General features: G+C 66.7%; 13 protein-coding genes and 1 tRNA gene. 8 read left to right on the top strand and 6 right to left on the bottom strand.

Features of this window, described 5'->3' with window-relative positions; translation table 11 throughout:
* The 4 genes from C8K14_RS22560 to C8K14_RS22550 all read left to right on the top strand — a co-directional run.
* Positions 1-258 (top strand): hypothetical protein (locus C8K14_RS22560; protein WP_158271860.1); only part of this gene is annotated, 258 nt, incomplete at its 5' end.
* Positions 255-830 (top strand): MT-A70 family methyltransferase, encoded by a 576-nt coding sequence (locus tag C8K14_RS03805; RefSeq protein ID WP_233250887.1) that lies wholly within the window; start codon positions 255-257, stop codon positions 828-830. The genes C8K14_RS22560 and C8K14_RS03805, both read left to right, overlap by 4 nt.
* Entirely contained in the window at positions 827-1,168 is a 342-nt protein-coding gene (locus tag C8K14_RS22555) for a hypothetical protein (protein ID WP_158272925.1), read from the top strand. The genes C8K14_RS03805 and C8K14_RS22555 overlap by 4 nt, the downstream gene beginning before the upstream one ends.
* 155 nt (positions 1,169-1,323) lie before the next feature.
* Entirely contained in the window at positions 1,324-2,322 is a 999-nt protein-coding gene (locus tag C8K14_RS22550; RefSeq protein WP_233250886.1) for a hypothetical protein, read from the top strand.
* 40 nt (positions 2,323-2,362) lie between these two features.
* Here C8K14_RS22550 and C8K14_RS03795 read toward each other — a convergent pair.
* A tRNA-Val gene (locus tag C8K14_RS03795) sits at positions 2,363-2,437 on the bottom strand.
* 90 nt (positions 2,438-2,527) lie between these two features.
* Complete coding sequence (cpdR, locus tag C8K14_RS03790) at positions 2,528-2,890, bottom strand: cell cycle two-component system response regulator CpdR (protein ID WP_028657389.1); 363 nt, start codon at positions 2,888-2,890, stop codon at positions 2,528-2,530.
* 208 nt (positions 2,891-3,098) lie between these two features.
* Between cpdR and C8K14_RS03785 the strand changes: the two genes are divergently transcribed.
* On the top strand, positions 3,099-4,118 hold the full coding sequence (locus C8K14_RS03785; RefSeq protein ID WP_022674548.1) for an N-formylglutamate amidohydrolase: 1,020 nt from the start codon (positions 3,099-3,101) through the stop codon (positions 4,116-4,118).
* A gap of 421 nt (positions 4,119-4,539) precedes the next feature.
* Here the strand turns inward: C8K14_RS03785 and C8K14_RS03780 are convergent, their stop codons facing one another.
* Both C8K14_RS03780 and C8K14_RS03775 read right to left on the bottom strand, forming a co-directional pair.
* Complete coding sequence (locus C8K14_RS03780) at positions 4,540-5,316, bottom strand: SapC family protein (RefSeq protein ID WP_022674549.1); 777 nt, start codon at positions 5,314-5,316, stop codon at positions 4,540-4,542.
* Positions 5,317-5,485: 169 nt separating this feature from the next.
* The gene (locus C8K14_RS03775) at positions 5,486-6,928 is read right to left on the bottom strand and encodes an FAD-binding oxidoreductase (protein ID WP_107715726.1); all 1,443 of its coding nucleotides are present in this window, start codon (positions 6,926-6,928) and stop codon (positions 5,486-5,488) included.
* Positions 6,929-7,147: 219 nt separating this feature from the next.
* On the opposite strand from C8K14_RS03775, the gene C8K14_RS03770 reads away from it, so the two are divergent.
* From C8K14_RS03770 to C8K14_RS03760, 3 genes are all read left to right on the top strand, one after another.
* Positions 7,148-7,732: a hypothetical protein gene (locus tag C8K14_RS03770; protein ID WP_133726754.1), complete on the top strand. Its 585-nt coding sequence runs from the start codon at positions 7,148-7,150 to the stop codon at positions 7,730-7,732.
* A gap of 177 nt (positions 7,733-7,909) precedes the next feature.
* On the top strand, positions 7,910-9,412 hold the full coding sequence (locus C8K14_RS03765; protein WP_107715724.1) for a DEAD/DEAH box helicase: 1,503 nt from the start codon (positions 7,910-7,912) through the stop codon (positions 9,410-9,412).
* Positions 9,413-9,559: 147 nt separating this feature from the next.
* On the top strand, positions 9,560-11,182 hold the full coding sequence (locus C8K14_RS03760; RefSeq protein WP_107715723.1) for an alkaline phosphatase: 1,623 nt from the start codon (positions 9,560-9,562) through the stop codon (positions 11,180-11,182).
* On the opposite strand, the gene C8K14_RS03755 is transcribed toward C8K14_RS03760, so the two are convergent.
* Positions 11,183-11,947 carry a DUF3142 domain-containing protein gene (locus tag C8K14_RS03755; protein ID WP_233250885.1) on the bottom strand — a complete coding sequence of 255 codons (765 nt, stop codon included), beginning with the start codon at positions 11,945-11,947 and terminating at the stop codon, positions 11,183-11,185.
* The gene (locus C8K14_RS03750; protein WP_133726753.1) at positions 11,944-14,070 is read right to left on the bottom strand and encodes a hypothetical protein; all 2,127 of its coding nucleotides are present in this window, start codon (positions 14,068-14,070) and stop codon (positions 11,944-11,946) included. The genes C8K14_RS03755 and C8K14_RS03750 overlap by 4 nt, the downstream gene beginning before the upstream one ends.
* Positions 14,071-14,085: the final 15 nt, after the last annotated feature.

Here is a 14,085-nt window from a genome sequence, read left to right as displayed (position 1 = left end):
CAGCCCGGCACTGAACTGCTCTGCGGCAAGCACTGGCGCATGGTGCCGCTGTCCTGGCGGCGCAAGATGGCGCTCTACCGCCGGGCGCGCACGCTGGCCGAGCGGAAGGGCAACCAAGCCAAGGTCGAGGCGGCCACGCGCTGCCTCTGGCGCCGGTGGGACGCGGCGGTGCGCCTGCTGACCCAGCCGGAGAGCATGATGCACAGCGGCGTGCCGGCGGCGATGGCAGAGGAACTGCGACGGGAGGGGCTGCTGTGACTTGGCCCTTCGGCAATCTGCGCATGTTCGGCTATCAGATCATCTTGGCAGACCCGCCCTGGGCGTTCGAGAACTGGTCCGAGAAGGGCGAGGGCCGCAACGCCAGCCAGCACTATGCCACCATGACCTGGGATCGCATCGCCGCACTGCCGGTGGGCCATCTGGCCGCGCAGGATTGCGCCTGCTTCCTCTGGTGCGTCGATCCGCTGCTCGACCGGGCATTCGAGGTCATGAAGGCTTGGGGCTTCGAATACCGCACTGTGGCTTTCACCTGGGCCAAGCGCACCAGCACGGCCAGGGCCTGGCATATGGGCACTGGCTATTACACGCGGGCCAACCCTGAAACCTGTCTGCTGGGAATCACCGGCAGCATGGAGCGCAAGAGCGCGGCGGTGCGGCAACTGGTGGTCGAGCCGATCCGCCAGCACAGCCGCAAGCCCGATCGCATTGCCGACGACATCGTGCAGCTATTCGGCGACGTGCCGCGCGCGGAACTGTTCGCCCGGACGGCCCGGCCCGGGTGGGATGCCTGGGGGCTGGAAACTGACAAGTTCGAAACGGAGGCAGCATGAGCAGCGCGACGCCCTGCGAGGCCCTGGTGCGCCTCGACCGCAAAATCAGCAAAGCCCTATCCACCGGCAAAGGGGTGAAGCTAGGCGGCGACGAACTGGCGCTGCTGGCAGGAATCGGCATGATCGAGCAACTCGCCGATTCGAAGGCAAAAGCATTGAAGGAACAGGCCCGGTGTCTAACGTTAAGGGTGGCGTCTACCAACGGGGGCCGTTCTGGCTCGATCTCGTCCGTGGCGCCGATGGGCGGCCCGCAAGCGATCGTTGGTACATCTGGTGGTATGACGCCGCCGCTGGCCGCCAGCAGCGCAAGAGCACGCGCACAGCAGACGTTCGGCTAGCCTGCGAGCGTCTGGACGAGCACTATCTCGCCACCCACACCCCAACCGAAGCGGACAAGGCCGTCTATTCCGCGCATGCTGCACTGACAGATTACTGGCTGGAGCATGGCCAGCACCTGCCAAGCGCCGACGCGATCAAGTCGCGCTCCCGCCTCATGGTGCGCTTCCTGGACGTGGAAATCGCCGCTGGCCGCCTGCCTGACCCGTTGGTGCCCGACCGCATCGATGATCGCATGATCGAGCGCTTCCGCGCCTGGGCGCTGGCCGATCCGCTGGTCGCGCGCAAGAAGGACGCGGACGGCAACTGGATCGACGGCAAGGTGCGCTTCCGCGCGCCGTCCACGGTGGAAGAAGCCGTCATCCAGCTGAAAGCGGCGCTGAACCACGCCTATCGCGCCAGGCGCATCACCTACGTGCCGCCGCTCCAGCACAAGACGCGCGACAAGGTGACGCCGCATCGCACCTATCGCCTATCGGTGGAGGCCCTGGGCGAGTTGCTGGATTACAGCCTGTCGGGCTCCGGTAAGTATGCTGGCCACGCCGATCGCCTTCTGCCGCTGCGCCGCTACCTGATCGCAGCCATCTGCACGCTGGCCCGACCCGATGCCATCTTCGACCTGTCGGTGGCGCCGGCGCGCCAGCAGTGGCACCGCAACGCCGGGCTGCTCGATCTGAACCCGGCCGGGCGCATCCAGACGAAGAAGGTCCGGCCAACGCTGCCCGTGGTGCCCGCTCTCGATTCGTGGCTCCAGGCAACCGATGAGTGGTTCGTCTGCCGCGAGGCGCGCAGCTTCGACCATCGCCAGCAGATCGAGGTGGTCGAGCAAGTCGGTGTCGGGTCGATTCGCACCGCGTGGGAAGGCGCCGCGGCGAAGCTGGGCATTCCAGCCGGGTGGGGACCGAAGCTCATCCGCCACAGCATGGCCACGATCCTGGCCAGCCGCCGGGTGGACCTGATCGAACTGGAAATGGCGCTCGGGCATCGGGTGCTGAGCAAGACGACGGGCCGCTATGCGATCTTCGATCCGGCCTATCTCGGCACGGTAAAAGCCGGGATTGAGGACGTTCTTGCGGACCTCACCCGCATGGCTGGCCCGGCGCTTCACGCAAAAGTCACGCAAAAGGCGGATAACGTGGCCGTGCTGCGGGCATGAAAAAGCCCCACCGAAGCGAGGCTTTTCAAGGGTTTCTCGATGGTGGGCGTAGCAAGGATTGAACTTGCGACCCCTACGATGTCAACATAGTGCTCTACCACTGAGCTATACGCCCGCACCATCGAATGTCCGTCAGCCTCTCGGCGTCGGGAGCGCCCCACTAACCGCGCCGCCGGGGCTTGGCAAGGGGGCAAATCCGGATTTTTTATGCCGCGTCGGCAAAGATGCGGTCCACTTCCATCACCAGGTCGCGCAGGTGGAAAGGCTTGGACAGCACGCGCGCCTGCGGTGCCTCGCGGTTGGCCTTGAGGGTAACGGCGGCAAAGCCGGTGATGAACATCACCTTGGTGCCCGGGCTGATTTCGCTGCAGCGCTGGGCGAGTTCGATCCCGTCCATTTCGGGCATGACGATGTCCGAGAGCAGCAGGTCGAATGTCTGGCTTTCGAGCAGGGGAACCGCAGCGGTGCCGCGATCGACGGCGACCACGCTGTAGCCGGCGTTTTCCAAGGCGCGGGCAAGGTAGGTGCGCATGGCCTCTTCGTCTTCTGCCAGCAGAATGCGGATCATGTTACCCTTCTGATTTTCCATGTCGTTTTCCAGATGCACCCGGCCCGTGTGCCACGCCGTGACCGGCGCGGGCATCCGGCCGGGGGGCTGCTATAGCGCCCGGCGGGTTAACAATCTTCGGCCAGCATCATCGGCGTGATCGATGCTGGCCGTGGCAGCAGTTTTGCCCAGATGCGCTTTTGACAGAACTGGCAAAGCATTGCAGCCAATGATGATGGATGCAAACGATCGTCCCGCAACCGATTCGTGCCACCCTGGGGCAACGCCAGGCGGCACCGACCCGGTTTCCCCGGTAATCCACAGCGAAGGCGGCACGATTCCGGGAGAGGATGGCCCGGCCTTCGTGCTGCAACGGGCCAACCCTGCGCCGATTCCGGTGATCCTGGCCGTGCCCCATGCCGGGCGGTCCTATCCCGCCGGGGTGTTGGCGGCGATGCGCCAGCCGGCGCAGGCGGCGCGGCGGCTGGAGGATCGCCTGGTCGATCTGGTGGCACAGGCCGTGGCGCGGCACACCGGGGCGGCGCTGCTGGTGGCGCGGGCGCCGCGCGCGATGATCGATCTCAACCGCGCGCCGGATGATCTTGATCGCGAGATGATCGTGCCCGATCCGGCCATGGCGGATTTTCCGCCGCTGCCGCGCGGGCCCATGGCGGCACGCCGGGCGCATAGCGGGCTGGGGCTGGTCCCCCGCCGGCTGGTGGGGTTGGGCGAAATCTGGCGCCAGCGCACCCCGGCGGCTGAAATCCAGGCGCGCATCGCGCAAATCCATCTGCCCTATCACCAGGCCCTGGCCGACGCGCTGGCTGATCTGGCTGCACGCTGGGGGGCGGCGCTGTTGATCGACCTGCACTCGATGCCGCCGCTGCCGCGTCGCGATTCGGCCGAGGCGCCACCCACCTATGTGCTGGGCGATCGCTTTGGCGCGGCTTGTGCAGGCGGGGTGATGGGCACCGCCTTTGCCCATCTGGCCAGCTGCGGTGCGCGTGCCGCGCACAACCGGCCCTATGCCGGCGGCTATGGCCTGGAGCGCCAGGCCCGGCGCGAGGCGGGCATTCATGCCATGCAGGTGGAAATCGATCGCAGCGCTTATCTCGATGCCGCATTGGCAGAGCCGGGCGAGGGGCTGGCAGACGTGGTGGAAACGATGACCGGCATGGTGCGGGCGTTGGCGGCCGATGTTGCGGCCATGGGCCAGGCGGCGCAACGCTGGCCCCGCGCGGCGGAATAGCGACCCGGCCCAAACTCCCCAAGAAAAAACCACCTGGAGACAAGCTCCAGGTGGCCAAGGTTCAGGGAGGAGGTGCACCAAGTGCACCAATCAGATCGGGCCATGAGGGGAGCGCCGACCTGATGTGATGAAGATAGGCAACACTTTCCGGCCATGCAAGGGGGTGATGCAGAAATTTATTGCATTTACCGTGAATCTTTGTTTGCTGCGCAGCCCTTTCCTGAACGGCAAATACACTTGGCGTTAAGCATGCGGCCAAGGTCGGGTGATTCCTCACAATTTGTGACACCGCCGCGCGTCAGGATGAAGACAGACTTGCGAGCAATCCACGAAAAAGCCCCCGCCGTTGCCGGCAGGGGCTTGTCTGATTCGGCGCTTGAGCCCGGAGCAGGGCGGCCGGCGTACCGACCGCCCTACTGGATCAGAGTGCGGGCACTGCCACCGGAGCCGGGGCCTTGCCCTGCTCGGCCTGAATGCCGAAGATCGTGCTCATCAGGTCGAGCGAGAAGATGTGCGCATAGAGCAGCGGCAGCAGGCCGCTCTGGGCCCAGCCGCGCAGCACGTCGCCACGGATTTCGCGCAGCTTTTCCTGATTCACCATCTGGAAGCCGCGATAGATGAACGGCTGGTCCACACCGGTCTGCTGAATGGCGACTTCGCCTTCCATCAGCAGGTTGTGCTTCTTGAGCTCATCGATGAACGCCTGCGTACGCTGGCCGGCCTGTTCGAACTGCTCGCAGAACTGCAGGGCCTGCTTGGTCGCTTCGCTCGGCTGGTCGCCGTCGAACAGCGGTTCGCCATCTTCAAATTCGCCGACCAGGCCGCTCGACGGATCGAAGCACAGCGACAGGTCGTCGCTGTCGGGCATCAGCTTGGCCAGCATGAAGGGATAGCGGCGGGCATAGGCCGGCAGATAGACCGGCTGGTCGATCTTGCCTTCTTCGTTGACGAAGACGTTGACGCCTTCGTTCAGGCCCATCAGCGCCAGCGGCACGGGATTGTCACCCGAGGCGAAGATGATGGGGAAATGACGGGCCGCCTGCGGGAACTCTTCCACGGTCAACGGGATGGCGTGCTGGCCGATCAGCCAGGGGGCCGACTGGGCGCCGCGCGCGCGCCACGTGGCGTGGTCGCGCGTGTTGAGCGGCATGAGATCCTGGTAGAACAGGGGCAGGTTGGCTTGCGGCGCGCTGGCCATGAACTCTCTCCGAAAACAATAACGGGCCCGTGGCCAGCACGGGCGCGCGCCGGGCATAAGGCCTCAACCCGGCAGTGACAAGCGCAAGGCCGCGCCGGACTGGGGGTTTATCGGCCAAAACGTTCCCGATTCGGTATCGGGCTGGAATCGGCCGCCCCCGGCGCGGGTGTCAGATCAGCTTGCCGGGGTTCATCAGCCCCTGCGGATCAAGCGCCTGCTTTACATGGCGCAGGATGGACAGCGCCACCGGATCGCCCAGCCGCGCCAGTTCATCGCGCTTCAACTGGCCAATGCCGTGCTCGGCCGAGATCGAGCCACCCCAGGCCGTGACCATGTCGTGGACCTGGCGGCTGATCGCCTTGCCGTCGCCCGCTTCCCAGCTGGCGCGGTCAACCCCTTGCGGGGCGATCACGTGGAAATGGATATTGCCATCGCCCAGGTGGCCAAACCCGACGGCGCGGGTGCCGGGCCATTGCGCCTCGAACTGGGGCACCGCTTCCTCGACGAAGGCGGGCATCTTTTCCACCGGCACGCTGATATCGTGCTGGACCGCCGGGCCCAGCGCGCGTTCGGCCGGCGCAATGGATTCGCGCAGGTTCCAGAATGCCTCGGCCTGGGTTTCGTTGGCAGCCATGGTGGCATCGTCGATCAGCCCGGCCTCGAACGCTTCTTCCAGCACGCGCTGGGCCAGGTCGGGCAGGCGTTCGGCGCCATCGGCATCGGCGACCATTTCGATCAGCACGTGCCAGGCGTGGTCTTCGGCCAACGGCTGGCGCGCGCCGGGCAGATAATCGCGCACCGCGTCAAGGCTGTGCTGGGGCATCACTTCGAAGCCTTCCAGCGCCTGGCCGGCCAAGCGCTCGGCCAAGAGCAGCAACTCGCGCGCCTGGGGCAGGCTTTGCGTGCCGGCCCACAGCACTTCGCGCGCGGCCACGGCCGGCTCCAGCTTGAGCGTGGCGGCGGTGACCACGCCCAGCGTGCCTTCCGATCCGATCAGCAACTGCTTGAGATCGAAACCGCGGTTGTCCTTCTTGAGCGGCACCAGCTGGTTGAACACGGTGCCATCGGGCATCACCGCCTCGAGCCCCAGTACCAGCGCGCGCATCGAGCCATGGCGCAGCACCTGCGTGCCGCCGGCGTTGGTGGAGATCAACCCGCCGACCGTGGCCGAACCCTTGCCGCCCAGCGACAGCGGGAAGCGCAGGCCCTTGGCCTCGGCCGCCTCGTGCAGCACTTGCAGGATGACGCCGGCCTCGCAGGTGGCGCTGCGCGTGGCAGTATCGACGCTGCGGATCGCATTCATGCGGCGCAGCGAGAGGACCACGGCGTGGCCGGTCTCGTCGGGCGTGGCGCCGCCAGACATGCCGCTGTTGCCGCCCTGCGGCACGATCGGCACGTTGTGGGCAGCGCACAGGCGCACCAGGCCGGCTACTTCGTCGGTCGTGGCGGGCGAGGCCATGCCCAGGGCACGGCCGGTAAAGCGCTGGCGCCAGTCGGTCAGCCAGGGAGAGATCGCATCGGGATCGGTGGTAAAGCCCTTCGCGCCCAACAGGGCAGCGGCGGCTTCCAGGAAAGGCGCGGTTTCCGCGCGGGGTGCAAGCGTTTCGACCATGGCCTCCGGCTACGCCGCTGCGCGCCGCGCAGCAATTCCTTTTTCATCGTGGCCGGGTTAAGGCGTTGTTCAAGCGCTGGCTGCAAGGCACAGTGCCTGCCTCTTAGGGGCTTGTCGGTTCGGGCCAGGTGCCAAGGGGGGCGCTAAGGTCACGGACATGAGGGATCGTTGGTTTTTGCCGATTTGCTGATGCCTGGTCTGGTCCATCCCTTGTTGGCCATGGCGGCGCTTGCGAGCGTTGCCATCGGGCCTGACGCCGTGAGCACGGCGCCGGCTGGTGCAGTCGCTTCTGCGCCGGTCAGCCATGCCATGCCCGCCGCCAGCCTGCCCCAGCCGCTGCGCGATGCCGCATCGGGCCCGATGAGCCAGGCAGCGCCAGACCTGCTGGATGATCCCGGCGCGCTGGCCGATGGCCTGGCCCATGAAACCTGGCGCCAGGTGCGCATCGAACAGCGCCTGATCATCCGCATCACCCCCGGCATCATGGGCCGCGACATGCCGCCGCCACCGCCCATGCCCCAGCCCATGATGGTGCTGCGCGGGCGCCATGGCGGGGGGTGCGTGGCGCTGGGCGGGATCGCGGCGATCGCGCCGTCTTCGTCGGACAGCCAGATCGTCCTGCTGCTCAGAGACCGTCGCCAGGTTGTCGCCAGCCTGGAGAAAACCTGCAATGCCCGTGATTTCTATGTCGGTTTCTATGCCGAAAGAAGCAGTGATGGAATGCTCTGCACCGGGCGTGACGTGATCCATTCGCGTGCCGGGGCCAGTTGCATGATCACCCGCCTGCGCGAGGTGGGCCGCTGAGTGCGCAAGCACATGCGGCTTTCCTTGACTTTCCGGCAGGTTTCGGCATAGCGGGCCCGCATTGAGTGTCGGGTCGCAAGTGGCCCGTACCGGTGGCCTTGCATCCAGGGTGGCGGCACACGCACGGTGTCTCGTTGCCAGGCTGGCGGGCCATCCTGCTTTCGGAACATAACCTGCATGAAGTTCGCCGATCTCGGCCTCTCTGATGAATTGCTTAAGTCGGTCATCGACGCCGGCTATGACGAGCCGACTCCGATCCAGGCCCAGGCCATCCCCTCGGTCTTGATGATGCGCGACATCATCGGCATCGCCCAGACCGGCACCGGCAAGACGGCCGGCTTCGTGCTGCCGATGATCGACATTCTGGCCCACGGCCGGCGCCGCGCCCTGATGCCGCGCTCGCTGATTCTGGAGCCGACGCGCGAACTGGCTGCCCAGGTTGCCGAAAACTTTGAAAAGTACGGCAAGAACCACGATCTCAAGATGGCCCTGCTAATCGGTGGGGTGCAGATGGGCGATCAGGTCAAGGCCCTGCAAGACGGTGTCGACGTGCTGATCGCCACCCCTGGCCGCCTGATGGACCTGTTCGAGCGTGGCAAGATCCTGCTCACCGGCTGCGAACTGCTGGTGATCGACGAAGCCGATCGCATGCTCGACATGGGCTTCATCCCCGATATCGAATCGATCTGTTCCAAGCTGCCGTCGCAGCGCCAGACCTTGCTGTTTTCGGCCACGATGCCGCCGCCGATCAAGAAGCTGGCGGATCGCTTCCTGTCGAATCCCAAGTCGATCGAAGTGGCGCGCCCGGCCAGCACGAACATCAACATCGTGCAGCACAAGGTGAAGGTGGCCAGCCGTGCCAAGCGCGAGGCGCTGCGCCATCTGCTGCGCACCGACAACGTGAGCACCGCGATCGTCTTCTGCAACCGCAAGACGACCGTGCGCGAACTCGCCAAGAGCCTGAAGAGCCATGGCTTTTCCGCAGGCGAAATCCATGGGGACATGGACCAGTCGGCGCGCAACGCCGAACTGCAGAAGTTCAAGGACGGCGTGATCAACATCCTCGTGGCATCCGACGTCGCCGCGCGCGGGCTTGACGTGAAGGGGGTGAGCCATGTGTTCAACTTCGACACGCCGTGGCACCCGGACGATTACGTGCACCGCATCGGCCGCACCGGCCGCGGCGGCGCCACCGGCCGTGCGTTCACGCTGGTCAGCCCGGAAGACGCCGAAGCGATCGACAATGTCGAAAAGCTGACCGGTGGCGCGATTCCGGTGATGACGCTGGATATCGGTGCCGCCGCAGAACCGGACGAGCGCCCGGCGCGCAAGAGCCGCGACAAGGCCGAAAAGCCGCAGCGCGCGCCCAAGGCGGAAAAGGCCGCTTCCGAAAAGCCCGCCCGCCGCAAGAAGGACGCTGCCCCGACGGCAGAGGACACCCCGGCGCACACCGAAAGCACCCGGGAAGAGCCCCGTCGTGATGATCACCGTCGTGATGCCCCCCGTCGTGATGACAATCGCCGCGATGACTATCGCCGCGACGATTACCGGGCTGACGCTGGCCGTAGCGATTCCGGCCGCCAGGGCGATCGTCGCCGCGAATACCGCAGCGAGCCGCCCAGCCCGCCGGGCGAATGGAACGGCCCGATCCCCAACTTCCTCCACGTTTCCGCGCTTTGAGCCAGGTCGCGCCGGCTTGATCCGGCGCGGGCTGGCCCCAACGGCCTAGGCCTTTGGGGCAAAGAAGCGAAATATCGCGGCATTTCATCAAGCTGTCACGTAATCCGGGATGAAGGGGCACAACCCCTTCCTACCAGGACCAACGCCATGCAGTTTCACCGCCGCCAGATCATCAAGACCGCCATGTTCGGCACGGGCGCCTTGCTCTTGCCCGATTGGGTGCGCGCCGCCGACCTGTTGGGCGCGCGCGGGTTTACCCATGGCGTCGCCAGTGGCGAGCCCGGCGCGCACGAGATCCTTCTGTGGACACGCTATGTGCCCACAGCCGGCGGCGTGGCGGATGTGGCGGTAGAGCTGTCGGAAACACCCGAATTTACCCGCGCAATGGCCGCCGGCACGATGCAGACCGGCCCGTGGCGCGATCATACCGTCAAGATCGTCGCCACTGGCCTCACCCCGGCACGGACCTATTACTATCGCTTCATCGCGCCCGATGGCAGCAAATCGCCAGTCGGCCGCACCCGCACCCTGCCGGCCGATGGCCAACAACCGTGGCGCGCGGCGGTGTTTTCCTGTTCCAACATGCCGTTCGGCTGGTTCAACGCCTATGCCCATGCTGCGCGCAACGATGCGTTCGATTGCACCATCCACCTGGGCGACTATTTCTATGAATATGCGCCGGGCCACTATCCGCTGCCCAAGGACAGCGTGGCCGGCCGCACCGTTCTGCCCGATGCCAACACCGTGCACGTGGCCGATTATCGCCTGCGCTATGCCAGCTATCGCGCCGATCCCGATCTTCAGGCGCTGCACGCGCGCTTTCCGATGATCGCGCAGTGGGATGATCACGAAAGCGCCAACGACAGCTGGGCCGGCGGCGCGCAGCATCACGATCCGGCCACCGAAGGCGATTGGAGCGTGCGCAAGGACGCCGCGATGCAGGTCTATCGCGAATGGATGCCGGTGAGCGAGGCGCCGTGGAAAGCCTATGACATTGGCGGCCTGGCCACGCTGTTCCGCACCGAAACCCGCCTGCTCGGCCGCACCCAGCAGCCCGATGTGGCGCCGCTGTTCCAGGCGGCCGATCCCATCGCCGCGCTCAAGGCATTCCGCGATGGCGCCTGGCAGGACCCCGCCGCCACGATGATGGGTAGCGAGCAGGAAGCTTGGCTGGCCAGCGCGATGCAGGCCTCGGTCAAGAGCGGGCGGCCCTGGCAGATCGTGGGCTTTGGCACGATCATGGGCGAAACGGTAATGCCCGCCACCGCGCAGGATTGGGTGCGCGGCCAGTCGGAACAGGCCGCGCGCTATGTCGGCAGCGGGATCATGGCGGCCAAGCTGGGCCTGCCGTTCAATTACGACAACTGGGGCGGCTATCCGGCGGCGCGTGCCCGCTTCCTGCGCAGCGTGCAGGCGATGGGTGGCAACACCGTGGTGATCTCGGGCGATAGCCACAACGCCTGGGCCTATAACCTGCGTCAGGATGGCCAGGCCACGGCAGTGGAATTCGCCGGGCATTCGGTAACCTCGCCCGGGTTCGAACACGATGTCGGCGTGGCGCCGCAAACCGTGGCAGCGGGCCTGGTGGCGGCCAATCCCGAACTGGCGTGGTGCGACACGGCACAGCGCGGCTACATGGCGCTGACCGTCACGCCCCAGGCGGTGACCAACGAATGGGTGATGATGGACACGATCGACCAGCGCAACGCGGCCGGCCGGGTGGGCCACCGCGCCACTGTGCGGCCGGGCCGCCACGCGATGGAGGCGTGATCAGCGCCTGATCTGCTTGGGCATCAGAAACACGACATAGCCCTTGAACTGCGGCTCTCGGGCCAGGTCGGGGGGCGGCGTCCAGGCGCCGCCCTCGGCCAGGGCCACGCGAAACGGCAGCGGGAAATGCGCCATCTTGCGGAAATAGGCATCATAGCCAGGGATCGTGGTGCGCCCCTGATAGGTTTGCACCACCACTTCATCGATCACTGGCTTGAGCCGCGCCAGCGCGGCAGGATCGCCGTTGGCGCTCCAATCCATCAGGCCAGTGATCGACAGGCGCCAGGGGCGGGGCAGGTGGCTGCGCGCATCGGCCAGGAACGCGCCATAGCGATCGAGCCCCTGCGTGGCGGCATCGAAATCGATCTGCAGGCCGGCGAGATGATTGCCGGCGGCCTGCCAGCGCTCCATGTCGGCCACGATCACCGCCCAGGTGCGCGGCGACAGGTCGAGCCGATCGATCCGCACCACCAGCCACAACTGGGCATCGGGCAGGCGTGGCAAGCCGGCGCGCAGCCGGGTGAACCGCGCCGGGCCGGGGCGGCGGCGCACCTCGCCATCGAGCAGGTAGAGCGTATGCGCGGTCAGGTCTGCGGCCGGGCGCACGCCTGGCCAGACATAGAACGCGTCAAAGCCATGGGGATCGACTGCGGGGCCCTGTGCCTTGGCGGCTTTGGCCGGTTTGGTGGGCGCAGGGGTGGGCTGCTGCCGGTTGCAAGCCGATAGCAGGGCCAGCCCGGCCAGGATGATGGCCCGGTGCTTCACCAGTAATAGCGCAAGGATTTGGCCCAGCGACTTTGCGGATAGCGGGCCTTGAGTTCATCGTACCAGGCCTTGCGCTGCGCCTTGGGCACTTCCTGCGCCTGCATCGCGTCATAACTGGTGGCTGGGCCGGCGCAGCCGTTATAGCCCGAGGGCGAATAGCACATTACCGCGCGATAGAGCGCGTAGGCGCGCAGGTCTGGCGCGGCGGCCTTGTCGGCAATGATCGCGGTGTAGATCGCATCGCGCCACAGCGGCGTGCCGGGGAACAGGTCGCGGCCACGGCCAAGCTGGTCCACCTGATCGGACGGGGCATAGAGCGCAAAGCCGTCAAAGCCATTGAGGCGGTAGAACTCGCCCAGGCACACCCGCGCTGCCGCGTTCGCCGGCGTGCGCGCCAGCGTGGCGACGGTCTGCGCCAGCGGCGGGCAGGGCCAGCCATTGCTCCACTGCCCCATGGTGAACCGCTGCGCCGGCGGCGTGCCCAGGCCGCTGCCATACCACGAGGTCAGGTCTGCCTTGGGCGCAGACGGCACCAGCGCCAGATCGCGGCCCACATCGCCATAGGCGCCGCGCGTCAAGCCCTTGTAGAGCAGGGTGAAGCGGGCAACGTTGCGCTCTTCATCGGGCCGCGTGGCATCGGTGGCCGTGGCGCGCAGCATGGCCGGCGCCGCCATGGTTTGCAGCATCGACTGGCGCAGCGTGGTGTCCGATACCGGAGAGGCGCTGGCCAGGGCCTGGTCGATCCGCCCGTCGCGCTGCCAGCGTAGCGCCAGGCCGAGCTGCGCCAGCTGGCCCTGCCACAGCCCCTTGGCGCCGCCCAGCAACTCCTGCCAAAAGCCGGCCTCGTTGGCGTCGTGCGCCTTGGCCAGGGCCATGCCGCGCAAGACCTGGCGGCTGAACGCCAGCGGGGTGTAGGATGGCGCGCGCGCCGCATCGGGCAGCCGCGTCAGGATCGTGCGCGGCGCCTCGCCGGCATAATAGCTGCGCGTGGCATCGAGCAGGCCATAGAGATCGCCATCCCCGGCAAAGGCTGGTGCCTGTGCCGCCAGCGTGGCGGCAGCAAGCGGCATCGGCTTAGCCGGATCGCTGGGGCGCATCGCCTTCAGATCGGCGATCGCCATAAGCAGCGGCGTCTTGTTCGCGGCCATGATCGCCTGGACGCCCTCGTCACGCTGCAACAGGGCGTTGTCGATTTCCTCGGCAAGATCGGCGGCCGCCTCGCTGCTGCCCGGCGTAGCCCGCAGCATCGCTTCATAGCGAGCGGCGAGTGCGGCGTCCTGCCCGGTCAGCCACAGCACTCGGCGGCGCAGCCCTTGCGCAGAGGCGGCATAGCGCCCTTGCGGAAAGGCCTTGAGATAGGCGTCAATCGCCGCGCCCGCCGCCTGTGCCTGCGCCTTGTCGATCTTGTCCAGGCCGGCAAAATCGCCGTACTTGTCGATCGCCCCGGCCACCGCACTGCGCAGCGCGACGCGGATCTTCATGTAGCTTGCGGTTTCGCGCAGCCAGGGGGAGGCGCTGGTTTCCAGGGCAGCAAACCGGCTGCGCGCGCTTGGATAATTCCCGCGATAGAAATCGTCGGCGGCAGCCAGATACTCCAGGTACTTGCCGGCCAGAACATCGGGAAACGCCGTTGCGGGCAAGGGGTCGGGGCAGCCGACCTTGGCGCGCATTGCCATCAAGGTATCACGATAGCCCTGCGGTATCTCGTCGGCCGCCATCGCCGCCGCAAAGGCGTCCTGCGCCGCCTTGGGCGGGGCGCATTGAGCGGCGGTGGTGTCGCTGGTGGCCGGCTCCGGCTCGGGCGCTTGCGGCCACAGTGTTTCGCGCAGGCCCCGCCAGCTGAAGAACACGTGGCCAAGCTGCTGGTCATCCCATTCCGGCTTGGCATAGGCCAGACCCGCCTCGCTCGCCGGGGCCAGGCTGCGGATCAGCAGCAGCAGGTTGATCCGCGTATCGTTGCCGGGATTGAGCATCGCGCGGCCTTCGCAGGCATAGTCGGGCGAATCGAGCCGCCAGACCGGCGAGCACGAGCTATCCGCGCAGGCCCAGGCAACCGTTGCCGCAAGGCCGCTCGCCCCGGCCAAGGCTGCCACCCATGCCGCGCCACGCTGCCATCCCCGCATCTTTACCCCCTGTGG

Origin of the sequence: Novosphingobium sp. GV079, assembly GCF_003058045.1 — a bacterium.
GTDB lineage: Bacteria > Pseudomonadota > Alphaproteobacteria > Sphingomonadales > Sphingomonadaceae > Novosphingobium > Novosphingobium capsulatum.
Note: the sequence above shows the minus strand (reverse complement) of the source record. Positions and strands in the feature narration are given on the sequence as shown.